The organism is Arthrobacter sp. Bi26 (genome assembly GCF_918697925.1).
Taxonomy (GTDB): Bacteria; Actinomycetota; Actinomycetes; order Actinomycetales; family Micrococcaceae; genus Arthrobacter.
The window spans coordinates 1-25,501 of sequence record NZ_CAKKMF010000044.1 but is presented as its reverse complement, the minus strand read 5'-3'; the positions used below and the strand labels follow the sequence as shown (position 1 = coordinate 25,501).

Here is a 25,501-nt window from a genome sequence, read left to right as displayed (position 1 = left end):
CCCCCTGCTTGGGCCTCTGCCGATGGGCGGATTACGTCACGCCGTTGAGGCTGCTGTTGCCTACCGGCACAGGCCGGGTGAAGGGAACTGCTTGGGCATAATCACTATCTGTCTCACAGAAGATAGCGGCATCAAAACCGGGACGGTTCACGGACAGGTGGGTTCGATCCCAATGCCATTTCGACAAACCACCGCCGCCTACGGGTAGCCTTGAGCCATGGCCTCATCCGCACCCACCCTCGCGACGCGCTGGGAACCCCTGCCCCCGCGAGTCATAGCGGAGCTGCTCGGGCCGTCATCGGCGCGTTGGTGGCTGTCCGGAGGGGTGGCGCTCGACCACTGGCTCGGCACTAACACTCGCGAGCACGACAATGTCGATGTCAGCACGACGATCGCCGACCTGCCCCAACTGGTGCAAGACCTGCCGGCGCCGTTTAGCGCGTGGGCTCCGTCAGGCGACGGCGTTCTCCCTTGGGCAGAGGCTGATATGGATGCCGATCTGCAGCCGATCCGTATCCATGACGACGCGACGGGCGCATGGGTACTGCAGGTCGACGTCGAGGACGGCACGGATCGCGTCTGGGTTTATCGCCGAGATCCCCGACTGCAACTGCCGTGGGATCGTGCAGTGATCGACGTCGACGGCATCCCGACCGGGGCGCCCGAGGTGCAGCTGGTCTGGAAGGCGCTGCGTCCCCGTCCGGAGGACGACGCCGACAAGGATGCGGTTCTACCGGAGCTCTCAAACGAAGCCCGCGCCTGGTGGGAGCACGCGATTCTGACGATCCACCCGCACTCGTCATGGTCGATCCATGTGCGTAGCCCGTTCGCTCCGGGTAAGGCCAGCTGGAACAGGACGAAACGCTAGCGCTCCGCTTGGACCGGCCGGCGATGGGAAGCCTGACTGTCCTGCCTGTGTCGCGTCGATGAGGTGGCCTACGATCCAGCCGATTCTCAAGAGCGAGTGGTAGCACCCTGCAGGACATGGTCTTCATTACAAGAACCTCACAATCTCGAGGTCGACTGGCGACACCGCGTCGCACCGTCCCCACCGACCTCTTCAGTTGCGCCGATGCAGCGTGAGCGGCCTGTCCGATTTTGAGACGCCCGCAGACGCTTACGACTACGACCTGTATTCATCCGCCGCAACCGCATCAAGCACCAGCGAGCGGAACCATCGCTGCGCCTGCGAGAGGCTGGCCTCGCGCCGCGTGTACAACTCCACCGGCGTGCTCTGCCCGGACCAGGGCAGCTCGGCGATGCGAAGGCCGGGAAACCAGCCGCAGAACACCCCCGCTACATGTCGAGGCAGCAGGACGACCAGATCCGTCGCCTCGAGCACGGCGGGCACGGTGCCGTATTCCTCCATGGTCAGCACGACCTGGGACATCAAGTCGTGTTCGGTCAGCGCCTGCACAGGATAGACGTGCCCGCCACGGGCGGAAACCCGCACAAAGCGCCTCCCCTCGAACATGTCAGGCCCGGTCGCGGGCAGTGGATGGGACCCGGACGACAGCGCCACGTATTCGACCGAACGCACGTGCGTCCTCCACAGCCGCGGTGTGCTGATCCGCGACACGGTCAGTGCCAGATCGATGGTGCCGCGGATTAGCCCGCCCTCGACCTCGTCTGAATCGAGCCGTTCTACCTGAATCCGCGGATCGGCGCCGACCCGCCCGAGGGCGGTCATGATCGGTGGGAGGAACGTCTGCTCGCCGATCGAGGTGAGTCCGAGGACGAGTTCGCCGCTGAATCCGGTCGGTTCGAACACGTCCGATCCCATGACGGTCGCGTCTATTTGTGCCAAGGCGTTGTGTAGGGGCCCAAACAGTTGCGTCGCCTTCGCGGTCGGCACCATGTCGTTCCCTTCGCGACGGAACAGCTCGTCGCCGAACCGCTCCCTGAGCCGCTTCAGGGAATAGCTGACCGTGGGCTGTGTCACGTGCAGTCGCCTGGCGGCGCCCGTGACGCTGCGCAGCTCGTAGAGCGTGACGAATGTCCGGAGCTGGTTGAGGTCGGTGAACGTCATCTCATAGATCCTATCTATGGCTCTGTCTTTGCATATCTATTGGATCACAGTGGCAAACACCCCTAAAGTCAGTTTGGGGCAGCACTGATTCAACGACGTGCAGCTGCTCTCGCACCGCTTACACCCAGTGACAAGGACGACACACGTGATTATCGACATCCACGGCCACTACACCACAGCTCCAACACAGCTCGGAGCCTGGCGTGACCTGCAGATCGCATTCACTGAAGGACGCGCGGACGCTCCTGACCCCGCGACCCTGCGCATCAGCAATGACGACATCCGTGAGACCATCGAGGCCAACCAGCTCAAGCTCATGAACGAGCGCGGCAGCGACGTCACCGTATTCAGCCCTCGTGCCTCGTTCATGGCGCACCACATCGGAGACCTCGCTGTGAGCGAGACCTGGGCCCGGATCTGCAACGACCTGTGCGCCCGCGTCAGCGAGCTCTATCCCGAACACTTCCTAATGGGGGCGATGCTCCCCCAGTCCCCCGGTACGGATCCCGCGACGAGCGTTGCCGAGCTTACTCGCGCCGTCGAGGAACTCGGCGCTGTCACCGTGAACCTCAACCCCGACCCGTCCGGCGGCAACTGGACGTCCCCGCCGCTGACCGATCGCTCGTGGTACCCGATATACGAGAAACTCGTCGAGTACGAGATCCCGGCGATGGTGCACGTCAGCACGTCGTGCAACCCGGCCTTCCACACGACCGGAGCGCACTACCTCAACGCCGACACCACCGCGTTCATGCAACTGCTCCAGGGCGACCTGTTCCGCGACTTCCCCGAGTTGAAGCTCGTAATCCCTCACGGCGGCGGCGCCGTTCCCTACCACTGGGGGCGCTTCCGTGGACTCGCAATGGCGCTGGGCAAGCCCGTAATCGAGGAGCACCTGCTGAACAACGTGTTCTTCGACACCTGCGTGTACCACCAGCCGGGCATCGACCTTCTCACCAAGGTCGTCCCGACCGAGAACATCCTCTTCGCGAGCGAGATGATCGGCGCCGTGCGCGACGTCGACCCGCGCAGTGGACACTACTTCGACGACACCAAGCGGTACGTCGACGCCACCACGAACCTGAACGACGCACAGCGCGCGCAGGTGTTCGAAGCCAACGCCCGCCGTGTCTACCCACGGCTTGACCGCGCCCTTACTGCGCGCGGACTCTGAGAGGACCATCAAATGCGACTGAACAACCTCGGCATCGTCCGCACCAACATCGAACGTCCGGATCCCACGGACGTCGAACGGCTTTCGCAGTTCGGCGTCGCCACTATCCACGAGGCGATGGGGCGAGTCGGGCTCCTGCGCCCCTACATCAGGCCGGCCTACACCGGCGCCAAGCTCTGTGGTCCGGCAGTGACCGTGCTGCTGCAGCCCGGTGACAACTGGATGTTCCACGTCGCGGCCGAGCAGGTGCAGGAGGGCGATGTGATCGTCGCCGGCTGCACCACCGAAAGCGAGGACGGCTTCTTCGGTGAGCTGCTCGCCACCTCGCTGACCGCCCGCGGCTGCAAGGGCTTGGTGATCGACGGTGGTGTCCGCGACGTCGCCGATCTGGAGAAGATGGATTTCCCGGTGTTCTCCCGCGCTGTCAACGCCAAGGGCACGGTCAAGGCCACCCTCGGATCGGTGAACATCCCCGTAGTGGTCGCGAACGCCGTGGTGAACCCTGGCGACGTGGTCGTGGCCGACGTCGACGGCGTCGTGGTTGTCCCGGGCGAGCTTGTCGGAGCGGTGGCAGACGCCAGCCAGAAGCGCGAGGATAACGAGGAAGCCAAACGCGTGAAGTTCCGTGAAGGCGTCTTGGGCCTGGATATCTACGGCATGCGCGAGCCTCTCGCCAAGGCCGGCCTGGAATACGTGGAGAACTGATGATGACACACGGCGATACCACCGGAGATTTCGAGAAGTCGGAGGGCTGGCTCGACTGGTATGACGGACCGAGCACACCGACGTTCCGGCTGCCAGAGGGCTCTGTAGACGCCCACTGCCACGTGTTCGGGCCGGGCGGGCAGTTCCCCTACGCACCTCAGCGCAAGTACACCCCGTGCGACGCCTCGGCGGACCAGCTGTTCGCCTTGCGAGACCAGCTGGGATTCGACCGCAACGTCATCGTACAGGCGACATGCCACGGTTCCGACAACCGAGCCCTGGTCGACGCATTGCAGCGTAGCGGAGGTCGCGCCCGCGGCGTTGCGACCGTCCGCCGTGACGTGACCGACGAGCAACTCGCCGAGTTGCATGAGGCCGGGGTACGGGGCGTCCGGTTCAACTTCGTGAAACGTCTGGTCGACCGCGTGCCCACCGACTCGCTCGAGGAGATCGTGACCAAGATCGCGCCACTTGGATGGCACGTTGTGATCTACTTCGAGGCCGAGGATCTGCCCGAGCTGTACGACTTCTTTTCGTCGATCCCGACCGACTTGGTCGTCGATCACATGGGACGGCCCGACGTGACCAAGGACCCGGACGGTCCCGAGTTCGAACTGTTCCTGCGATTCATGCGTGAGAACACTAACGTGTGGACCAAGGTCTCCTGCCCTGAGCGTCTGTCCGTCACCGGCCCCCGCGCTCTCGAAGGCGAACAGCACGCCTACCGCGACGTCGTGCCCTTCGCCCGCCGCGTAGTCGAGGAGTTCCCCTCCCGCGTCCTCTGGGGAACCGACTGGCCGCACCCCAACCTCAAGGACCACATGCCCGACGACGGGCTTCTGGTCGACTACATCCCGCAGATCGCGGCGACGTCGGAACTGCAGCAGCAGCTGCTTGTCGACAATCCTCGCCGCCTCTACTGGCCCGAAGGAGTATGACATGGCACTCGACAAACCGTACAAGAACGTCCCTGGCACCACCATCTTTGATGCCGAGCAGGCCCGAAAGGGCTACAACCTAAACCAGTTCTGCATGTCGCTGATGAAACCGGAGAACCGCGAACGGTACCTGGCCGACCGCGGTGCGTACCTGGACGAGTGGCCTCTCAACCCGGTGCAGCGCCAGGCGGTGCTCGACATCGACCTCAACACCTGCATCGCCGAGGGCGGGAACATCTACTTCCTGGCCAAGATCGGCGCCACTCACGGCCTGAGCTTCCAGCAGATGGCCGGCTCGATGACGGGCATGTCTGAGGCCGCGTACCGAGACATGATGATCGGCGGTGGGCGCCGCCCGGAGGGAAACCGCCTCAAGGATCTCGACGGATGGACGCCTCCTGAGCCCGGTCAGAAGGCCGAGACGATGCGGCAGGATGCTCCGGCGCAGTACACCTCGGCACTATTCACCTCGCACGTGCCGGCGATCGGCGCGGCGATGGACCTCGGCAAGACCGAGGAGCCGTACTGGAAGAAGGTGTTCTCCGGGTATGAGTGGACGCGAAAGTGGGCCAAGGAGAACCTGCCCGACGTCGTCATCCTGGTGTACAACGACCACGCCACGGCCTTCGACTCCTCGATCATCCCGACCTTCGTACTCGGCACCGGCGCGGAGTACCCGGTCGCCGACGAGGGCTATGGCCCCCGCCCGGTGCCCGACGTCAAAGGCTATCCCGAGCTGGCCGCACACATCGCCCAGTCCGTGATCCAGGACGACTTCGACCTCACGCTCGTCAACGAGATGGTCGTAGACCACGGCCTCACGGTGCCGCTGTCGCTCGTGTATGGCGATGTCGAGGAATGGCCCGTCAGGGTCATCCCCCTCGCCGTAAACGTTGTGCAGTACCCGGTGCCGTCCGGACGTCGCTGCTACGAACTCGGGCGTGCGCTCCGCCGTGCGCTGGACAAGTGGGACGGTGAGCCGCTCAACGTACAAATTTGGGGAACCGGCGGCATGAGCCACCAGCTGCAGGGCCCACGCGCTGGCCTCATTAACGAGGAGTGGGACAACGCATTCCTGGACCACCTCATCGCCGACCCCGTGGGCCTGACAGAATGGCAGCACATGGAGTACGTCGACGAGGCCGGGTCCGAGGGCATCGAGCTCGTCGACTGGCTCATCGCGCGCGGTGCGATGGATGATCAGTTCGGAGGCGAGAGCCCCGAGGTGAACCACCGCTTTTACCACGTGCCCGCGTCGAACACCGCCGTCGGCCACCTTGTTCTCACGAACCCGACCGACTGACCGCATCCGCAACAAAGGAGCCCCCATGACTGACAAGATCCGTGTGGCCGTCGTCGGCGCCGCAGGCGCCTTCGGCATGAAACATCTCGACGGCCTGATGAACATCCCCGATGCCGAGGTGACCGTCGTCAGCGGCACGCGGCTCGAACCGACCCAGGCGGTCGCCGAGAAATACGGCGTCGCGAACGCCGTTGTCGGCCTGGACGCCGTGCTCGAGCGCGACGACGTCGACGCGGTGATCCTTGCGACGCCCACGGGGCTCCACGCGTCTCAGACCCAGGCGGTGCTCGCCGCCGGCAAGCACGTGCAGGTCGAGATTCCGCTGGCCGACTCGCTCGTGGACGCCGAGGCAGCGCTCGAGGCGGCTGAATCATCCAATCGCGTCGCAATGGTCGGCCACACCCGCCGCTTCAACCCCTCGCACCAGTTGGTACATAACCGGATCGCCTCGGGCGAGTTCCACGTGCAGCAAATGGACGTGCAGACGTACTTCTTCCGCCGCACCAACACGAACGCGAAGGGCGAGGCCCGGTCCTGGACCGACCACCTGCTGTGGCATCATGCCGCGCACACCGTCGACTTGTTCGCCTACCAGGCAGGCAAGATCGTGCAGGCGAACGCGATCCAGGGCCCGATCCACCCCGAACTCGGCATCGCGATGGACATGTCGATCCAGCTCAAGAGCGAGTCGGGCGCGATCTGTACGCTGTCGCTGTCGTTCAACAACAACGGGCCGTTCGGCACGTTCTTCCGCTACATCGGCGACACCGAGACCTACGTCGCGCGCTACGACGATCTCTACAACGGCCGTGAGGAGTCGATCGACGTGTCGCACGTCGCTGTCAGCATGAACGGTATCGAGCTGCAGGATCGTGAGTTCATCTCGGCTATCCGCGAGGGACGCGAGCCGAACTCGTCGCTTCGCCAGGTGATCGACTGCTACCGCGTGCTCGGCTCGCTTGAGAAGCAGCTGGCGTGAGGCTGCCCTCCACCGGGCTCGGCTGCATGTCGCTGAGCCACGCGTACGGCGTCCCCCCGTCGCGTGGCGAGGGGCTGGCGATGCTGCGCGCGGCTCTTGACGAAGGCATCGGGATGCTCGACACGGCGACGCTTTACGGCGGCGGCCGCAACGAGGAACTTGTCGGTGCCGCGATCGCGGGGCGCCGCGACGAGGTGTTCCTGGCGAGCAAATGCGGGATGGCGTCCGTCGACGGCGTGAAAGTCATCGATGGACGCCCCGATACGCTGCGCGCACAGGTCGATGCTTCGCTGAGCCGGCTCGGTGTCGACTACATCGACCTGTACTACCTGCACCGTTGGGACAAGAAGGTGCCGATCGGCGACAGCGTCGGCGCGCTGGCCGAGATGGTCGCCGCGGGCAAGATCGGCGCAATCGGCCTGTCCGAGGTGTCGGTGGCGCGGCTGCGCGAGGCGCAGGCAATCACCCCTATCGCGGCTGTGCAGAACGAGTACTCGCTGTGGAGCCGCAATGCCGAGCTTGGCATGCTCGACGCCACTCGCGAGGACGGCGTGACTCTGGTTGCGTTTTCCCCGGTGGCACGGGGCTTCCTGGCCGATGCGATCAAGGACCCGGGCGAGATGGCCCCGAACGACATCCGCCGCAGCATGCCGCGCTTCCAGCCCGAGCACTGGGGTGCGAATGCGGCACTGCTGGACTTCTGGCGAGAGCTGGCCGCGGAGGCCGGTTGCACGCCCGCACAGCTCGCACTGGCCTGGCTGCTCTCCCGCGGCGATCACGTTCTGCCGATCCCGGGAACAACGAGCGTCGCGCACCTGCGCGAGAACATGGCGGCGGTCGGCATCTCTGTCGACGGCGCGCTGCTGGCGCGGGCCGGCGAGCTGATTGGCACGGCCACCATCTCTGGCGCGCGCTATGCACCGGCATCTGCCGCCGAAGTCGACGCCGAGACCTTCGAGGATGCCGCATGAGGGCGATCTCGTCGATGGCCACCCGCCACGTTCTCGCCGACCTCGCTGAAGCTGCCGCCGCGGCGGGGCTACCGCTTCTGCAGCTCGAATCCGTCGGCGGAGTGGACGCCGCCCAGCGGGTTACCGTCGGCGAGCCGTTCGACCTTGTGTTCCTCGCCGTGGACGCTCTCCAACGCCTCGCTGCCGAGCGGCACGTCGATCCGGCATCCATCGCCCCGATCGTCCTGTCGGAGGTAGCCGTAGGCGTGCCCACACGCAGCCCCGATGCAGCCAAACGTCCCGAAGGCACGGCCTTTGCGAATGCCGATGAGCTTCGCAGCGCCCTGCGCACGGCATCCCGCATCGGATACTCCACCGGTCCGAGCGGAACCGAACTGTTGCTAATGATCGACCACTGGGGCATGACCGATGAGGTCCGCGACCGGCTGGTGCAGGCCCGTCCAGGCGTGCCCGTGGCGCGCCTGCTCGCCGAGGGCGAGGTCGATCTCGGCCTGCAGCAGCTCAGCGAGTTGGTCGGGCAGCCCGGCGTGCGCATCCTCGGCGTCCTCCCCGCCGACTGCGCGATCAGCACGGTCTTCGCGGGTGCTGTCGCGACATCCTCCAGCGACGCGGCTCGTGCTGCGGAGGTGTTGGCATTCTTCCGCTCCGACCTCGCGGCATCCATCAAGTCGTCGCACAGTTTTCGCGCGCCCTGAGGCCCTGCCGTGACGGATTGACCGATACGGGTCCTGCAGACGTTTAGACCGATGCGAGGCGCACAGACGACCGTGGAGAACGAACGGGCGAAGCGCGGTCCTGTCCACCTCGCGCCGGGGTCCTCGGCGAGCTGGTGACCTGCCAGAATGTCCCTTTGACGCCGCGCCTCACGGGCGCGGCGATGTCCGAGCTCTTCCCGCGGCTTCGGAGTCGCGCATAACGTGGTCATGTCCCGTAAGGTGGAACCGCTTCGCTCTTGTCAGCCAGATTTGGCGGAGGTTACCGGCTACTCGTTCGCACCGGCGCTCTATGTCCGACATTGCCTCTCAGCGCCAACAGCACCGAAGGCGCCTCGTGCGACAGGGCCGATGCTGCAACCGGCTTCGATTGGAGGGACCTTGTGAGCAGGCCCGCTCTTCGGCCTATCGAGACCTGCCGCTTTGGGCGCTCCCTGTTGACTGAATGTGGCGCTGTCCTTGGGATTATTCCTCCGTCATGGCCTGGGCGATGGACGTAAGACGGGCAGTCCGCGTCGACGTCGTGGATATCCGATGTCGTACCGGAAAGGCTTTCTCTGCCTAGATGAGTGAGTCCGTATTCGTTTAGTGGTCGTAGGCGATGAGTGAGCGTTTGCGGGGTGCGTCGATGTGCCAGTTGTGCCAGATGCCGGCGGCGAGTGCGAAGAGTCTGGCCGCGACTCTGGCATAGACTCCGGCGAGGGCCCGTCCGCCGTGCTGTTCAAGGGTGAGTTGGCCTTTGAGGGTGTCGAAGACGGATTCGATCCATTGCCGGATGCCGCCGAAGTTCCCGAAGCGGGGCTTCTCGTCTTTGCGGTCCGGGCGGATCAGGTGCGCGCCGAGGTCCTCGGTGATGAACCGTTCGAACTCCCGGCCGGCGAAGCCTTTGTCGCCCGCCTGGCTCAACGAGCTTGGTGGGGGTCCTGGACCGGTGGACAAATCATGAGGAAGACAGCGTTCGCACGCGTCAGGTGGGCGACGAGTCACGCCGGTTCAGGACCTTTACCATCATTACCGTGGGCGAGAGGCTACCGTGGTGGTGAGGCTGTTCAGTCCTTGCCGACGCCGACGCCGACGGCGTCAGCGTGCTCCGGCACGTTGCACGCTTGCGCACGCGAAGCTTCTTCTCGGGTTCGCTGAGGCCGGCCGAGCGCAGTTCGTCGGCGGTCCAGCCAGTGTTCCAGAAACGCACTCATCACCGCAGCCCAGCCCGACCCGACGACAGCCGGCACCCGCTGAGGGGTGCCGGCTGTCGTCGGGTCGGCCTGGGGATGCCGGGCCGCGGGGTTCCGAGAGTGCGGTGCGGCTCAGGCCGGATCCGCGGGGGTCGCCACCTCGGGCTGGGGATCCGAGAGGGTCTTCGGGACCGTGTCCTCGAACTGCGGGAGGCGGTTCAGGTACTCCACCACCGAATCCGTGGACTCCACGTCACCGAACTTGTTGTCGATGTCGTAGAGGTTCCACTGCACGACGCCCGGGACGCGGTCGCCGATGGTCTCCCGGGGGATGATCGGGCGGAAGCCCTTCGCGATCGCGTCCTCGACGGTGTGGCGCACGCACCCGGCCGCGGTCGCACCGGTCACGATCAGGGTGTCGATGCGGTTGGAGGTCAGGAAGAGCTCCAGGTTCGTCCCCGGGAACGCCGAGGCGCGATTCTTCTCGATCACGACCTCGCCGGGCGCAGGCGCAATGCGGTCGTCGATCTGCGCCCAGTAGGAATCCGCCGGAAGGGTCTCCGTGGGGATCTTCGAGTACCACAGACCCATGTCGTTCGTCCCGGAGGTGGCGTCGCGGTTGCGATACACGTTCGTGGTGTAGAAGACCGGGACGCCCTTGGCGCGCGCGGCCTCGTTGATCCGCTGGACGTTCGGGATGATCTCCTCCATGCCCGGGCAGCTGAACGGGTGGCCCGGACGGGTCCAAGCGTTCGCGAGGTCGATGTGGATGACGGCGGGGCGGTTGCCGTAGCCGATCCGACGCTTGAATCCTCGCTCGTTGTAGATGCCCGTGCCTGCTTCGAACGCCTCCTCCAGCACTGCTGCAAGACGGGCTTCGATGTCGTTGGACGTCTCTGTCTCTGTTGTCATGGTTCTCTCCACTCTCTCGGCTGTTGTGTTTCTACGGTAGCAACGAGGTTGCTGTAGTGGATACTGTAGCGCACGAACCGGCACAGCACCAGAGGTGCCCGGAGTCCGCATCTCCACCGCACCAACTTTCGATAGGGCGAGCATCGGCGAGTGCGTCACTCCGGCAGCCCGGCGAGGGTCCGGTTCGCGGCCGCGGCGGCACTGCTGACCACGATCCGGGCGCGATCAGCAGTGCCTGCCCGGGGGCCGCCCGCCGACCCCAGCTGCACGGGCTGAGGCGTCCGCAGTTTTCCCGGCGGAAACATTCGTGCCACGCGATGACAACATCCCCCGGTTTCTCTGATGAGGCTCCCATTGCTCCACGAGCAACATCGTCGGCCCGCCTGGTCAGGTATATCGGGTGGATAGAGCGCACAGTAGGCCTATGTGCGTTGCTCCTGTTGTGACTATGTTGCTAGCAAAGCAGCCCCTTCGGGACAAGGCAAAGGCAGGGAAGCCTGCCGAAACTCGGATGTAGTCTGAGCGGAACACTTTGAAGGCCCGCCAAGGCGGGCTTTCTGTTCGTTAATCTCACGTCCGCAGTATGGAACTGACAACCTCAGTGAGGCGGGTACAGTTTGCGGCATATGATGGCCCCAAAGAGTGGCGGGATAGTCACGTAGCGCGAAAGGATGAAGGTGGCAGGCAGGCCGAGGCAGGACAACGGGCAGGTCCAAGGAGCTGCGGCGTCACTGTTGAATGGTCTTGCTGTACTGGAAGCCTTTTCCGTTCAAAGTCCGGTTCTTGGTGTGACTGAGGTTGCTCAGCGTGTTGGCCTCCACAAGAGCACGGTCTCACGCATCCTTAGCGGTCTAACAGAAGCTGGATATGTCCAGCGGGATGAGGAGACGGGACGGTATCGGCTCGGGCTGGGCCTCCTCGCGTTATCCGCCCCTTTGCTGGCGGATCTGGATGTCCGCCGTGCTGCGGTTCCGTATTTGGAGAGGTTAACCGAAAGCACCCAAGAGACCAGCGCTATCTCGGTCTGGAATGGTCACGAGGCCATCGTCGTGGAGCAGGTTGCCAGCCCGAATCAGGTCAAACACACTGCCACCATCGGAACCCGGTACAACAAATTCGAGAGCTCTTCGGTGCGGGTTTTCCTGGCGGAGCTGGCGCCGGCTCTCGCGACCGAACTGATCGAATCCGGGCAGATACTACGCACGGCAGGAGATGGTTTGCCGTTGGACCACACCGCCCACCTGCAGGAAGTCGCCCGGCAGGCATACGCCGTTAACGACGGTTCGACTACGGAGGAGGAGTTTGGGGTCTCCGCTCCGGTTCGGGATTACCGGGGCAAGGTGGTTGGGTGCATCACTGCATCCGCCCCCCGTTCCCGTGTGCACAAGCACGCCACCAAGGATGCTCTGGTTCAAGCCGTACAACAGGCTGCCTCGGAAGTATCCACCCGCTTGGGCTGGGCGGCCTCGCTTCCGGGGTGATTCATCCACGCGGCTAGGCGAACGTCAGCAACATCGTGTATTCGACCGCATTCAGATCGAGACGCTTGACCGCGCTGTCGCACTTGGAAAAAGTCTTCCGAGAGGGAGCAGCTGCCAACTTCGAGGGGGTGGCCCTGCTTGAGGTTCCGTCGGTCCCTGCTCTGGCAAACCATCGAGGATCACGACTCGCAGGCCCATCGGCTCCTGCTCGGATCAGCCAACAGCGCCGTCAGCGACCTGGATCTGTTTCCCCGGCAGGCTGCCCAACCGTGTAGACACCCGCGCCGCGGCCTCTAGCACGGCATCGCGCAGGATCGACTGACTCTGCATGTACTGCACTCGGGATCTGGGCGCGCTGGCTGTGATGCAGCCGACGACTTCGCCCCGGTAGTCCCGCACAGGAGCGGACACGCCGTATTCCTCGTAAGTGGTCTCGCCGTCGTTGACGGCGAAGCCGTCGTCCCGCACGCCGACGAGCTGTTCGTGGGCCGGGTCTTCGAGACCGAGGTAGCCCTCCCGCAGGACCGTACGGTCGGCAAGCAGACGGTCGGTCTCCTCGGGCGGCAGTTCGGCGAGGAACACGCGGACTGAGGAACTGGCGAACTTGTTGTAGCGCGTGCCGATCGCCGCGCTGTGCTTGACCTGGTGGGTGGAAGCCGTTTGTTCCACGACAATCGCGTTGCTGCCGTTCCAAACGGCGATCGCGGCCGTTTCGCCGGTGGCCTGTGTGACCTCTTCGAGGTGGGGCAGGGCGGCACGGCGGACGCTAAGCTCGGCCAGCAGTGGTCCGGCCAGGCCGATCATCCCGAGCCCGAGGCGGTATCGCCCTGTTTCCTCGTCGCGCTGCACGTAGCCGGCTTCGTCCAGGCCGCTAAGCATCCGGGAGACCGTGCTCTTGTGCAGGCCAACGAGCTCGGAGATCTCCGTGACGCCCAGGAGGGAACGCTTGGCGACGGAGAAGGCTTCGAGCACGGTAAGACCGTTGAGCAGCGATGCTGCCGCCCCTTGCGGTTTGTCAGTGGTTGTTTGTGGGTCAAGCATGGGTTCTCCCTCTCCAGGCGCTACGCGCAGTCACCGTAGCCATCGTACGGTGTGCCCATCCAACCTCTCTCGTCGGAGGACAAATCATACCTGTCCCGGCACGCCGCAGTGCGGCCCAGGAGATCCGGGGCCGCGCTGTGGCATTGAGGGTCAGATCAGGCGACGGCAGCCCTGGCGACCGGGATCGCCGAGGTCGGGACGGTATCAGCGAAGTCGGGCAGGTTGTTCAGGTACTGGATGACGTTCTCCAGCGGCTCCACGTCGCCGAACTTGGAGTCCATATCGAACAGGTTCCACGCCACGACTCCTGGCACGCGGTCGCCCACGGCCTCCTTGACGATGATCGGGCGGAAGCCCTCGGCGATCGCGTCCTCCCCCCTCCCCACCTTGCTTGGCAGAGCCTTGCCGAATCCTTCCGCAAGCTGCTCTCCAACACTTTGGGAGGCGCACGTCCCCTGACGCAAAAGGGGAAGTCCCAAGAAATGAACGTCAAAAGCATTGCGCGTTGTTCATAAAGGAACTAAATTGCTTTCTAAGCAACGATGTGAGCTACCGCACATCGGATTGCGGGACCGGACCCCCGGCCCAGCGGACTAGCTCCAATCCCGGGTGAATCCGGGCCCGGCCGAGAGGCCCCCGTCTTTACCTTCAACCCAGTCCTGAACCAAACTTTCGAAAGGACCCCCTTATGAAGCGCATCGGAGTAGACGTCGGCGGTACATTCACCGACTTGTATTTCTCGGACGACGACCAGCGCATCGCCGTTGTGGAGAAGGTTCCCTCCACCCCGCACGATCCGTCTGAGGCCGTGATCAACGGCATCATAAAGCTCTGCGCGAAGGCCGGTGTGTCGCTTTCGGAGATCGACCAGCTGGTGCACGGAACCACTGTCGCCACCAACACCGCGCTGACGCACACGGGTGCGGAGGTCGGGATGATCACCACCGAGGGTTTCAGGGACATCCTGCACATCGCCCGTCACAAGAAGCCGTACAACTTCTCCCTCCAGCAGGATCTGCCCTGGCAGACCAAGCCCCTGATCAAGCGCCGCCACAGGCTCACCGTCAAGGAGCGCATCACCGCACCGAACGGCGAGGTCCTGGTTCCCCTGGACGAGGACGAGGTCCGTGAGCGCGTGCACGAGCTGAAGGCGGCCGGAGTCGAAGCCATCGCCGTCTGCCTGCTGCACTCGTATCTGAATCCCGCCCACGAGCAGCGGATCGGGGAAATCGTCGCGGAGGAGTTCCCTGAGGCCTACCTGTCCCTTTCCAGCGAGATCGTGCCCCTGTACCGGGAGTATGAGCGGTTTTCCACCACGGCGCTGAATGCCTATGTCGGGCCCCGGGTCTCCCGTTACCTCTACCGCCTGCAGGAGCAGGCAGAAGGATTGGGTTACAAGCGGGAGATCCTGCTGATGCAGTCGTCCGGCGGTATGGTCCCGATCAAGGAAGCCGCCAAGCGGCCCGTCACACTGATGATGTCCGGACCGGTCGGCGGCCTGATCGGCGGCATGTGGGCCGGTCGTCAGTCCGGCTTCGAGAACGTGGTCACTCTGGACATTGGGGGGACCTCAGCGGACATCGGTGTGGCCTACCAGGGTGAACTGCGCATGCGCCACCTGCTGGACACCAAGATCGGCGACCACCAGGCAATGGTCCCGATGGTGGACATCGACACCATCGGCGCAGGCGGCGGCTCCATCGCCTACGTCGACGCCGGCGGGGTCTTCCGCGTCGGTCCGCAGTCTGCCGGCGCCGTCCCGGGCCCGGTCTGCTACGGCCGCGGCGGGACGGAGCCGACATCAACTGACGCCCAGATGCTGCTGGGGCGCATGCGTCCTGACCGCGTCCTGGCAGGCTCAGGCATGGATCTGGATCTCGATGGCGCCCGAAAGGCCATGGAAGGTCTGGCGGAAAAACTCAACATGTCCGTGGACCAGGCCGCCCTCGGCGCGCTGCAGATCCAGAAGTTCGGCATGACCCAGGCGATCGAGCAGAACTCCGTACGCCGCGGCTACGATCCACGTGACTTCACCCTCGTCGCGGCAGGCGGCGCCGGCGCACTGTTCGCCTGCGAGATCGCCGCGGAGCTGGAGGTCCCGAAGGTGCTGATCCCGGCCCACCCGGGCATCATGGCTGCGACCGGCCTGCTGGCTACCGACGAGAAGTATGAGTTCGTCGCCACGAGGCGGTTCACGTTCGCCAGCGCGGACCCCGCCGCAATCCAGGGCTCCTATGAGCAACTGGCGCGCGAGGCCAACGCCCAACTCGATGCCGAGGATGTGCCAGCCGGACGCCGCAAGCTCGAATGGCTCGCCGACGCGCGCTACGAGGGCCAGGGGTACGAGATCCGCTTCACTGCGCCCGCCGGACCGGTTAACCAGGCCTGGCTGGAAAAGGCCGAGGCAGCCTTCCACGACGCCCACTTCGAGGAGTACGGGCACCGCTTCAAGAACGGCACTGTGGAAGTCATCAACATCCGCGTGGAGGCCAGCGCCCTGATGGATGACCTGCCCACGCCGGAAGCGATCAAGTCCGGTTCCCTCGATGACGCCCTGGTGGAAACCCGCCCGGTGACCTTCGAACAGGATGGCAAGCCGGTCACCTTGGACACCGGCTTCTACGACCGCGACAGGATGGGCGTGGGAATCACCTTCACCGGCCCCGCCATCATCGAGCAGTACGACTCCACCACAGTTATTCCTCCGGGATTCTCCGGAGCGGTGGACGCAGCCGGCAACCTCGTCATCGACTGCCCGGCCGCCACCCAGAGCGCCGAGAAACTGGCCACCCCGATCCTGATGCGCGTGATCGGCGGCGCCCTGAACTCCGCAGCCAAGGAAATGGCATCGGTGCTCTTCCGCATGGCCTACTCCTCGATCATCCGTGAGTCCGAGGACCTCGGTGCAGGGCTCTTCGACAAGGACGGCAACGTGCTGGCCGAGTCCGACTCCACGCCAATGTTCATGGGCTCGATGCCCAAGATCGTCAAGGGTGTGATCTCGGTCCTCGGCGACGACATCCACGACGGTGACATCATCCTGCACAACGATCCGTACCTCGGCGCCACGCACTCCCCCGACGTCGCGATCATCGAACCGATCTTCCACGACGGGGAACTCGTCGGCTTCGCCGGCGCCTCGGGCCAGCTGATCGACAACGGCGGTGCGTACTCCGGACTGATGGTGGACATCCAGGACATCCAGTCCGAAGGCACCATCTTCCGGGCAGTGAAGATTTCCGAGAAGGGCGTCCGCCAGGAATCGCTGATCCGGCACATCCTCAACAACACCCGGACACCCACCTCCAACGAGGGCGACTTCCAGGCGATGATCGCCGCCTGCGAGCTGGCCAAGTCCCGCTATACCGCCCTCATCGAGCGGTACGGCTTCGGCGCGGTCCGCGAAGCCGGCCAGAGCTGGATCGACTACTCGGAGCGGATGCTGCGCCAGGAGATCGCCAAGATCCCCGACGGCGTCTACGAGACCGAGGTCGGCTACCTGGACGACGACGGCCGCAACTACGGCAAGAAGCTGCCGATCGTCGTGAAGGTGATCATCGAGGGTGACGAGATCACCTACGACCTCACCGGATCCTCCGAACAGGTGCCCACCGCCTACAACTGCGCATTCGAGGGCACGACGGTCTCGGCATTCACGTTCATCACCCGGATGATATTCCTGGACGAGGTCGCCTTCCCCGTGTTCGTGCCCCAAAACGAGGGCATGCTCAAGCCGCTGAAGGTCATCGCCCCGGAGGGCACCATCTTCAACCCCACGTACCCGGCCGCAACCTTCTCGCGGTTCTCCCAGGTACAGCGGGCCGTCGACCTGGCCCTGCGGGCCCTCGCCCCCGTCATCCCCGAGCGCGTCACCGCCGGCAACTCCGCCCACATCCACTTCATCTCCTACTCCGGATGGGACGAGAAACAGGGCGAGTACTGGGTCTACCTCGAGGTCAACGAGGGCTCCTACGGCGCCCGCGCCACCAGCGACGGGCCGGACTCCGTAGACAACCTCATCGCCAACACCCGCAACAACCCGATCGAGGAGCTCGAGTGGCGGTTCCCGATGCGCACCGACCGCTACGAACTGCGCTCCGAGCCGGCGGCCGCCGGTGAATTCCGCGGCGGCATCGGCATCGTCCGGGAGAACACCTTCCTGACCGACACCGCGATCACCTGCGAGGGTGAACGCCACGAGTCGGACGTGCCATGGGGCGCCTTCGGCGGCCATGACGGCCTCAACGGCTCGCTCGTGAAGAACGTCGGCCGGGCGGGCGAGGAGTCCTGGCCGTCCAAGGTCACCGGACGTCAACTGCTGGCCGGTGACTCCCTGCAGATCACCGTGCCCAGCGGTGGTGGCTTCGGTGACCCGCACAAGCGGGACCCGCTGAAGGTCCTCGAGGACGTGCTGGACGGCTTCACGACCGCCGAGGCGGCCGCCCGTGACTACGGTGTGGTCCTCAAGGAGGTCAGCGGCCAACTCACGGTCGATCTGAGGTCAACCGCCGAACGCCGCGAGGTTTTGGTCGCCGAGCTCAGTTCCGCAACCTAAGCCAGTAAACGCAGTAAAAGGGGCGGCCTGGAGCCAGTTATTGACGCTGGTCTCCAGGCCGCCCCCTTCGTTCCCTACTGATCACACCCCCACCATCCCCGTGAATTAGGAACCGTTATGACCACTGCCCCAACCTTTCAATTTGTCGAGTCTGATGTCACGCCCAAGGACGTCCGGCTGGCCACCTGGATTTGCTTCTTCGCCTGGACCTTCGCCGTCTATGACTTCGTCCTGTTCGGCAACCTCCTGCCGGTGCTGGCCGCAGACCTCGGCTTGAGCGCGGCCCAGTCCACGGGGATCAATACCTGGGTGACCGCCGGCACTGCACTCGTGGCCTTCGGGATCGGCCCGATCGTCGACCGGATCGGCCGCCGCAAGGGCATCCTGATCGCCGTCGTCGGTGCCGCCGTCGCCTCACTGCTGACCGCCACTGTCGGCTGGGTTGTGGGCATCGCTGCCGGCCTGGGACTCGTCTTCCTGGTCCTCGTGCGTTCACTGGCCGGCCTCGGCTACGCCGAACAGGCCATCAACGCGGCCTACCTCAACGAGATGTTCGCCCACAACAGCGATCCCGCCAAGGCCCGCCGCCGCGGTCTCATCTACTCACTCGTCCAATCCGGCTGGCCGGTCGGCTCCGTACTTGCTGCCGGGTCCGTCTACCTGCTGTTCCCCATCGGCGGGTGGGCGCTCTGCTTCGCCGTCGCCGCCCTCCCCGCCGTCTTCATCGTCATCGCCGGACGCTGGCTCAAGGAGAGCCCCCAATTCGCCCACCGTCACCAGATCGACAAGATGATCAAGGACGGCCGGATCGAAGAGGCGCAGCAGCTCGGAAGCAAATACGGAATCGACGTCTCGGAGAAGGCCAGCCCACTCGTCTCGGTCTTCCGCGGAGAGTCGCTGAGGTCCACCCTGACGATCGGCGGAGCCTTCCTCCTGAACTGGCTCGGCGTCCTTGCATTCGCGATCCTCGGCACGTCGCTGCTTACCGCACCGGACGGCAAGAACATCGAGTTCGACAACGCGCTGCTGGTACTCATCATCTCCAATGCAACGGCCTTCGCCGGCTACCTGTTCCACGGCTGGCTCGGCGACCGGATCGGGCGCCGCAACGCGATCGGAATCGGCTGGATCCTGTGTTCCGCCTCCTTCTTCACCATGCTCCAGGCACCGAACGGGAACTTCCCGCTCATCATCGGGCTGTACAGCGCCGGGCTGTTCTTCCTCATCGGCCCCTTCTCCGCCCTGCTGTTCTTCACCGGCGAAAGCTTCCCCGTCCACACCCGGGCAACCGGAAGCTCCATCATCAACGCCTCCGGCCAGGTCGGAGCGATCATCGGCGGCCTGCTGATCACCGCCGCCCTCGCCGCCGGCGCCGGCTGGATCAACGCCACCCTATGGTGGGGCGTCCTCCCCATCCTGGCCTCCGGCCTGCTCATCTTCGCCGCCCGGAACGTCGACCCCAGCAACGTCCGCCAGGACTGACAGGGACGAACCCGCACCACAAACACCATCCGCACGGCGGGAACTCCCTGAACACCAGAGAGCTCCCGCCGTGCCTATGACTTTAATAAGGCAGGTTCCCTTATCGGGTGGACCACCTAACGGCGAGGTCCTCACCGCCCTCAAGCACTGGCGCTGATACCGCCTGATCCATGAATGCACCCCCGTCATCTACCGGTCCAGCGGGTTTGCTGCTGCACCGTTTCCCCGCCTGGGTGAGCAGGAGGTGGCATGCCGAGGTTGCCGAAGAGGGCTGACGGGCCGCTCGTTCCGCTAAGCTTCCTTGCGCAGCTTGGCCTGCTCCACCAGCTCGGTCATCCACGGCCGGTGCCCGCGGTGATGCCCCGACGCGTGCCGATAGCGGCTATCACGCAACGCGGAAGTGATCCGAAGGGGCCCATAGGTGGGCAGCATGGACGCTGCAACCGGGACGGGCAGGCGGTGACTCTGGGACAGCTTCAGCTCTGAGCTTGCTGGGTTTGGAAGATCCTGTCGCTGACACTATTGCCAAAACTATGGAACCGGCTTCCGTTGCCGTTGACCGTGCCGTCCAGGACGTTGAAGCTCCGTCCGGCAACCTGGCCTCGCTAGGACGTCCACTCTCCTCCCCAGCCCTGTCCACAACTGGCAACGTCAGGTCCGGAGGAAAACTAATTCATCGACGACGGCACCTTCTGCCCAGGATTCCAGTTCCTCCCGGCGGACAGCTCCGCCCGACGGCAGTTGAGCTCTTTGAACGCGCGATGGAACTGAAGATCCCGCACAACCACTTCACGGTCTGGATGGTCATCCCGCCCCGGGAACCAGGCGGATCTTGGCCCGTTGTTGCGAGAGTGGTTCAGTCGTTCAGATGGCACTCTTCAGCTGCGGGGCGGGGATCCTGCTCGATTTCGTCGTACCGGGTAGTTTCAGCTTCAATGGCTACATGCCTCCCGTCTGGTCATTGCGCCAAAGCCTTCCCTCTGACGCATCATGGATTGCCGAGCTCCGCGCTCAAGTCATGCGTCCCGATCTCGAGCGCCTCGGACGCTGGGATCCGGTGCGCGTCAGACAGCGCTTCCTCACGGGCTTTCACCCGGCGCATACGTTTGTTATCGACGTCGGAGCCTCCGCGGCGGGTGTCATTGCTGTCCGCCCCGAATCGGATGAGAAATGGATCGAACACTTCTATCTGGCCCCCGAGTATCAAGGGCAGGGTCTGGGGAGCGCGGTGCTGCGCCACGTATTGGAGGCGAAGCGCGATCACCGGCCTTTCCGGCTCAACGTCCTCCAAGGCAGCCCGGCGAGACGCCTCTACGAACGCACCGGATTCGTCCACGAGCACGAGGATTCGATCGATGTCTTCCTCGTCGCCGAAACGGACCGGAAGGTCGTGCCCAGGAGAACCCGCTCCCGCTGAACGACCCGCTTATTGGACAGGCCAATGGTCAAGCAAACTCTCCGCAGTCCCCCGGAATTAGTGCCTCCGCCGCCTGCCGCGGGGATGCCGGCCGCCGGTCAGTGGCCGGTGCGCATCCGGTCACGTGCGCACCTCACAACGGCGGACAAGTCCAGCCCGTAGGTCGGCCCGTCGCCGGAACCGTACTCCTCGAGGCGGGCCGCACCGCGCTCGAGGAGCCGGATCGCACCAATGCTGTTCCCCCGGGCGGCGTGGGTGAGCCCGACGCAGATCTGGGCGAGACCTTGCCAAAGGTTGCGTTCTTCGGCCGGCCCGGCTTTCCACCGGGCCTCGAGTACCTCATGAGCGGCGAAGGGCCGGCCTGCCTCCACCAGACTCCGGGCCGCAACCAACGTCTCCGCCGGCGGCAGCGGCTCCTCCGAGACCGGCTCGACGCCAACGCTCCCGTACGCCAGCGGCCGGCCAAGAGCGTCACGCGGCCGGGCCTGCCGCGGGCGCCTTGCAGCATCCCGATCCCTGTCACCCGTCATTGCCGTCTCCGCCCTGAGCGTGCCCGGAGCCTACCGACCTTCATACGCCCAATCCTAAGACCCGGCCCTTCGAACATCCGCTCCGCCGCTAGGATGCCGTCGGGACAGCGGCCGCGAGAGAAGAAATGATCACCGCTGGTCGCAAGCGGCGCAATCTGGCATGCCGACCCGCGAAGGTACGTCAACTGGATCGTTTCACGGCGCTCGATTGGTGCCTGGGCCGATCGGGTGACGGCGTCCTCATCAGATGAACAGGAACTTGGGAGAGCGCGCACCATGAGCAACGAATGAACAGCCCCCGACGTTGCAGTGGACGTCCGGTTCACCCTGGCCGGTACACCCCTGACCGTCCGGCATAACGGCCAGGGGCTGGAAACCTGCGAGTGGCTCCCGACGCCTCACTGGCCCCACGGCGCGCTGGCGTTGCTGTTGCCACGGAATTTTCCGAAGAGGATCCTCAATGTCATAGGACTCCACGGTGTACGTCAAGACCGAAGCCATGACCATTGTCAGCACCGTAGACACGATCCCAGCGGTGAAGGGTTTGACTATGGCCGCCAGCACGCTCGAAATAGGGCGGACTGCTTTCGGGAGACAGGCATGGGCGAATGCGTTTGCCGAGCTGTCAGCCGCAGACCGTGGCGTGCGGTTGGAACCCGATGATCTCGAATTGCTCGCCACGTCAGCCTACTTGATAGGCAGGGACGACGTCGGCGAACAGGTCCTGGCACGCGCGCACCGAGAGCGATTGCGTCGTGCGGATCGCTCCGGCGCAGCCCGGTGCGGGGTTTGGCTCGCAATACACCTCGTGCTGGGCGGCGAGAACGCCCGGGCCGGGGCCTGGCTCGCGCGCGCCCGCCGATTGCTCGACGACGTCGGACATGACTGTGCCGAGCAGGGATACGTCCTAGTGTTGGCCGGACTCGAAAGCGTGGCGGAGGGCAACGTACCAACTGCGCGCGCCACGTTCAGCCTTGCCGCTGACTCAGGCGACCGCTTCCGTGACCCCGATCTGATGGCGCTGGCCCGGCTCGGGCTCGCGCAGTCCCTGGTAGGTGCGCGTGAAACGACCCGGGCCGTAGAGTTGCTGGACGAAATTATCGTCCCTGTCACTGCCGGGGAAGTGTCCCCAGTCGCTGCCGGAATCGTATATTGCGCCGTGATCGAGGCGTGTTTTGACGTGTTCGACCTGCCTCGGGCGCAGGACTGGACGGCGGCTCTCAGCCGCTGGTGCGCGGCCCAACCGGATTTGGTCCCGTACAGAGGGCAGTGCCAAGTGCACCGGGCCCAGATCCTGCAACTCCATGGTGCCTGGACGGATGCCGTGATTGCCGTACAGGCCGCCTGCAGGCGGCTGGCCGACCCGCCGGACCAGCCCGCACTCGGCGCAGCGTACTACCAACTGGGCGAACTGCATCGCCTGTGCGGCGAATATGCAAAGGCCGAGGCGGCCTACTTGCATGCCAGCCGATGGGTGCGGGACCCGCAGCCAGGACTCGCGCTGCTTCGGCTTGTCCAAGGGCAAATCGAGGCGGCTGCCGCGGCCATTCGCCGGTCGCTTAGCGAAGCAGGGAACAGTGTGGACCGCGCCAAGCTGCTCGGCCCTTGTGTCGATATTATGCTCGCGGCAGGTGATGTGCCGGCCGCCCGGGCGGCGACCGACGAACTCCAGGGAATCGCGGAGGGATTCGGCGGGTCGTGGCTAGGCGCGCAGGCGGCGCAGGCCTCTGGAGCCGTACTCGTCGCAGAGGGGCATTCGCAGTCTGCAATGGCGGCGTTGCGCCGCGCCTGGACGGACTGGCAGGAACTCGACGCACCATATGAAGCGGCCCGTGTCCGGGTCCTGATGGGACTGGCATGCAGCGGCCTCGGAGACGAACACTCGGCGGAAATGGAGTTCGACGCCGCCCGGTGGGTGTTTCAAGAGCTGGGCGCCCTGCCGGATGTGGCCAGGATAGACACGTTGCAGCCAGGAGTTGGCCACGGGAGCGAAATCCCGCTGACGGTCCGCGAGAGGGAGGTGCTGCGCCTGGTCGCGAGCGGGCAAACGAACCGGGCGATTGCTGCCGACTTGTTCCTGAGCGAGCGGACAGTGGCACGCCACGTCAGCAACATTTTCACCAAGCTAGACCTATCATCACGCTCTCAAGCTACTGCCTTCGCCTACGAGCATGGACTCATTCAGGGCGGTAAGCCCGTGGCCTGAATTACCGGGTGCGGAATTGGGCAATTCTACCGATGCGCCGCGTGGCCACCGCTGCCTAATCTCGTGTGCACAAGCAGCAGCGACACAAGCCTGAATGGAGCGAAACAATGTCAAGGCACCTGGTGGAAAGGGAGTCCAACGGCGGGCGAACCGTGATCGCCGGACTCGACGGCGGCGCGGTTCACCTGAAGGACGACCAACTGGAGGGACTGGCCTCCGGCATTGGACGGCCGCTCCTGCGGCCCGGCGTTGACGGCTGGGCGGCAGCGGTCATGCTGTGGAACGCCGATGTGGCCAAGGCCCCCGCGCTGGTGGTCCAGGCCGCGTCTGCACAGGACGTCGCGGCTGCCGTCTCCTTTGCCCGGGACAACCGCCTGCTGCTCAGCATCAAGGGCGGCGGCCACAATATCGCCGGAACAGCCGTGGCCGAAGGTGGATTGATGCTCGACATGTCCGGAATGAACGCCGTCAGCGTCGATCCGGAAGCCCGGCTCGCACGGGTCGGTCCGGGATGTCTGCTGCAGGACGTGGACCGGGCCACACAGGAATACGGGTTGGCGACCGTGCTTGGCTTCATCTCCGAGGTTGGCGTCGCAGGACTGGCCCTCGGTGGCGGCCTCGGCTATCTGACCCGCCGATTCGGCTGGACGGTCGACAATTTGGAAGAGGTCGAAATCGTTCCAGCTGACGGTCAGATCCGCACCGCCAACCGTGCCGAAAACGCCGACCTGTTTTGGGGGGTGCGCGGAGCCGGGGCCAACCTCGGAGTCGTCACCCGCTTCACGTTCCGGCTGCATGCCGTCGGCCCAATCGTGTTCGGGGGCTTCATCGCCTGGCCCTCCGAGCGGACAGATGAGATCCTCCGCGCCTACCGGACAATGACGGGCGACGCGCCCCGGGAGCTTGCCGTGTGGCTGCTCCTCATGCAGGCGCCACCGGAGCCGTTCATCCCGCTGGAGTGGCAGGGCAGGAAGATCTGTGCCATGACCGTCTGCTACACCGGTGAGCTTGACCGCGTCGACGAGGTGCTCGCGCCGATCCGCGCGCTCGGCAAACCCATCGTGGACCTGCTTTGCGAGCAGCCGTATACCCAGATCCAGTCCTACCTCGACGACGGTGAGCCCAAGGGCCTGCACTATTACTGGAAGACCGAGTTCGTCGCCGCTCTCAGCGACGGGCTCCTCGCGACCGTCGTGGACCAGTTCGCCGAGTGTCCGGTCCCGGGCGCGGAGCTGGGGTTCCTCCACCTCGGCGGAGCGCTCAACGAACGCGCCGAGGACGACGGCGCGGTCGGGAACCGGAACGCGCAGTATGTGCTCGGCGTCAACGGCATGTGGGAGCCGAACGAGCCCCGGGCGGACGCGTACCGCCAGTGGATCCGCGACGCCTGGCAGCGGCAGCGCCCCTTCGCGACCGGCCGCACTTACATCAACTTCCAGACCGCAGACGACAGCCAGGAGCGTGTCCGCGCGAGCTACGGCGCAAACTACGCGCGGCTCGTGGACATCAAACGCAGATATGACCCGGGAAACCAGTTCCGGGTGAACCGCAACGTCGTACCCACAGCCGTTCCGGAAAGCGGATGACGGGCGGGGCGCTGGTCATGCGCGGCGGCAGTGTGGCCCGCGGTGGAAATCAACTGCCTGCTGCCGGCTAGGGCGAGCCCCGCTACGCCCGCGGGGCCGCCATGGGTCGAAAGCCGCGATTTGGCATACAACCAGGCCACGACTCCGGCATCGCCCAAAGGTCGATGCGGACGTTGTCGGGAGGACTTCGTCCAACAATCGCACTCACCACGCCGCTTCTTCATGCAGTCGCGTCAGGGCGTACGGCCCCCGCACCAGTCGGAGGTCCACCGCCGCCCCGTAAGCCGGTCCGCCACCACAACAT

19 protein-coding genes and 1 pseudogene are annotated in these 25,501 nt (G+C 65.0%); 14 read left to right on the top strand and 6 right to left on the bottom strand.

The annotated features are described in order from the left end of the window. Positions 1-217: 217 nt before the first annotated feature. On the top strand, positions 218-868 hold the full coding sequence (locus tag LQV16_RS12980) for a hypothetical protein (protein ID WP_229994304.1): 651 nt from the start codon (positions 218-220) through the stop codon (positions 866-868). A 255-nt stretch (positions 869-1,123) separates the two neighbouring features. Here the strand turns inward: LQV16_RS12980 and LQV16_RS12975 are convergent, their stop codons facing one another. Then, on the bottom strand, positions 1,124-2,029 hold the full coding sequence (locus LQV16_RS12975) for a LysR family transcriptional regulator (protein ID WP_229994303.1): 906 nt from the start codon (positions 2,027-2,029) through the stop codon (positions 1,124-1,126). Between the two features lie 145 nt (positions 2,030-2,174). Between LQV16_RS12975 and LQV16_RS12970 the strand changes: the two genes are divergently transcribed. The 7 genes from LQV16_RS12970 to LQV16_RS12940 are packed head-to-tail and all read left to right on the top strand — an operon-like array spanning position 2,175 to position 8,794. Then, complete coding sequence (locus LQV16_RS12970; RefSeq protein ID WP_229994302.1) at positions 2,175-3,203, top strand: amidohydrolase family protein; 1,029 nt, start codon at positions 2,175-2,177, stop codon at positions 3,201-3,203. Positions 3,204-3,215: 12 nt separating this feature from the next. After that, entirely contained in the window at positions 3,216-3,908 is a 693-nt protein-coding gene (gene ligK, locus LQV16_RS12965) for a 4-carboxy-4-hydroxy-2-oxoadipate aldolase/oxaloacetate decarboxylase (RefSeq protein ID WP_229994301.1), read from the top strand. Then, the gene (locus tag LQV16_RS12960) at positions 3,908-4,846 is read left to right on the top strand and encodes an amidohydrolase family protein (RefSeq protein ID WP_229994300.1); all 939 of its coding nucleotides are present in this window, start codon (positions 3,908-3,910) and stop codon (positions 4,844-4,846) included. The genes ligK and LQV16_RS12960 overlap by 1 nt, the downstream gene beginning before the upstream one ends. A gap of 1 nt (position 4,847) precedes the next feature. Continuing rightward, positions 4,848-6,149 (top strand): protocatechuate 4,5-dioxygenase subunit alpha/beta, encoded by a 1,302-nt coding sequence (locus tag LQV16_RS12955; RefSeq protein ID WP_229994299.1) that lies wholly within the window; start codon positions 4,848-4,850, stop codon positions 6,147-6,149. 25 nt (positions 6,150-6,174) lie between these two features. Next, the gene (locus LQV16_RS12950; RefSeq protein WP_229994298.1) at positions 6,175-7,128 is read left to right on the top strand and encodes a Gfo/Idh/MocA family oxidoreductase; all 954 of its coding nucleotides are present in this window, start codon (positions 6,175-6,177) and stop codon (positions 7,126-7,128) included. Continuing rightward, positions 7,125-8,099: an aldo/keto reductase gene (locus tag LQV16_RS12945; RefSeq protein ID WP_229994297.1), complete on the top strand. Its 975-nt coding sequence runs from the start codon at positions 7,125-7,127 to the stop codon at positions 8,097-8,099. Before LQV16_RS12950 ends, LQV16_RS12945 begins: the two co-directional genes overlap by 4 nt. After that, the gene (locus LQV16_RS12940) at positions 8,096-8,794 is read left to right on the top strand and encodes a substrate-binding domain-containing protein (RefSeq protein WP_229994296.1); all 699 of its coding nucleotides are present in this window, start codon (positions 8,096-8,098) and stop codon (positions 8,792-8,794) included. Before LQV16_RS12945 ends, LQV16_RS12940 begins: the two co-directional genes overlap by 4 nt. Before the next feature lie 603 nt (positions 8,795-9,397). Here the strand turns inward: LQV16_RS12940 and LQV16_RS12935 are convergent. Next, positions 9,398-9,703: pseudogene (locus LQV16_RS12935) on the bottom strand (IS982 family transposase); the annotation flags it as partial. Between the two features lie 416 nt (positions 9,704-10,119). Further along, positions 10,120-10,899: an N-carbamoylsarcosine amidohydrolase gene (locus LQV16_RS12930; RefSeq protein WP_229994295.1), complete on the bottom strand. Its 780-nt coding sequence runs from the start codon at positions 10,897-10,899 to the stop codon at positions 10,120-10,122. Between the two features lie 734 nt (positions 10,900-11,633). On the opposite strand from LQV16_RS12930, the gene LQV16_RS12925 reads away from it, so the two are divergent. Beyond that, positions 11,634-12,380, top strand: coding sequence for an IclR family transcriptional regulator (locus LQV16_RS12925; protein WP_229994294.1), 747 nt, complete (start codon positions 11,634-11,636; stop codon positions 12,378-12,380). A gap of 213 nt (positions 12,381-12,593) precedes the next feature. Here the strand turns inward: LQV16_RS12925 and LQV16_RS12920 are convergent, their stop codons facing one another. Together LQV16_RS12920 and LQV16_RS12915 are read right to left on the bottom strand one after the other, a co-directional pair. Continuing rightward, complete coding sequence (locus LQV16_RS12920) at positions 12,594-13,421, bottom strand: IclR family transcriptional regulator (protein ID WP_229994293.1); 828 nt, start codon at positions 13,419-13,421, stop codon at positions 12,594-12,596. A gap of 155 nt (positions 13,422-13,576) precedes the next feature. Beyond that, a complete protein-coding gene (locus LQV16_RS12915) occupies positions 13,577-13,807 on the bottom strand; it encodes a hypothetical protein (protein WP_229994292.1) in 231 nt (76 codons plus the stop codon). Positions 13,808-14,109: 302 nt separating this feature from the next. Between LQV16_RS12915 and LQV16_RS12910 the strand changes: the two genes are divergently transcribed. From LQV16_RS12910 to LQV16_RS12900, 3 genes are all read left to right on the top strand, one after another. Beyond that, positions 14,110-17,976, top strand: a complete 3,867-nt coding sequence (locus tag LQV16_RS12910) for a hydantoinase B/oxoprolinase family protein (RefSeq protein WP_229994291.1) — start codon at positions 14,110-14,112, stop codon at positions 17,974-17,976. 117 nt (positions 17,977-18,093) lie between these two features. Continuing rightward, positions 18,094-19,458 carry an MFS transporter gene (locus tag LQV16_RS12905; RefSeq protein WP_229994290.1) on the top strand — a complete coding sequence of 455 codons (1,365 nt, stop codon included), beginning with the start codon at positions 18,094-18,096 and terminating at the stop codon, positions 19,456-19,458. A 943-nt stretch (positions 19,459-20,401) separates the two neighbouring features. Continuing rightward, positions 20,402-20,875: a GNAT family N-acetyltransferase gene (locus tag LQV16_RS12900; RefSeq protein WP_229994315.1), complete on the top strand. Its 474-nt coding sequence runs from the start codon at positions 20,402-20,404 to the stop codon at positions 20,873-20,875. A gap of 98 nt (positions 20,876-20,973) precedes the next feature. Here the strand turns inward: LQV16_RS12900 and LQV16_RS12895 are convergent, their stop codons facing one another. After that, entirely contained in the window at positions 20,974-21,405 is a 432-nt protein-coding gene (locus tag LQV16_RS12895) for a DUF309 domain-containing protein (RefSeq protein WP_229994289.1), read from the bottom strand. Positions 21,406-21,883: 478 nt separating this feature from the next. Here LQV16_RS12895 and LQV16_RS12890 point away from each other — a divergent pair, with 478 nt between their 5' ends. Together LQV16_RS12890 and LQV16_RS12885 are read left to right on the top strand one after the other, a co-directional pair. Continuing rightward, positions 21,884-23,611, top strand: coding sequence for a LuxR C-terminal-related transcriptional regulator (locus LQV16_RS12890; RefSeq protein WP_229994288.1), 1,728 nt, complete (start codon positions 21,884-21,886; stop codon positions 23,609-23,611). A gap of 107 nt (positions 23,612-23,718) precedes the next feature. Continuing rightward, the gene (locus LQV16_RS12885) at positions 23,719-25,197 is read left to right on the top strand and encodes an FAD-binding oxidoreductase (protein ID WP_229994287.1); all 1,479 of its coding nucleotides are present in this window, start codon (positions 23,719-23,721) and stop codon (positions 25,195-25,197) included. Positions 25,198-25,501 lie beyond the last annotated feature (304 nt).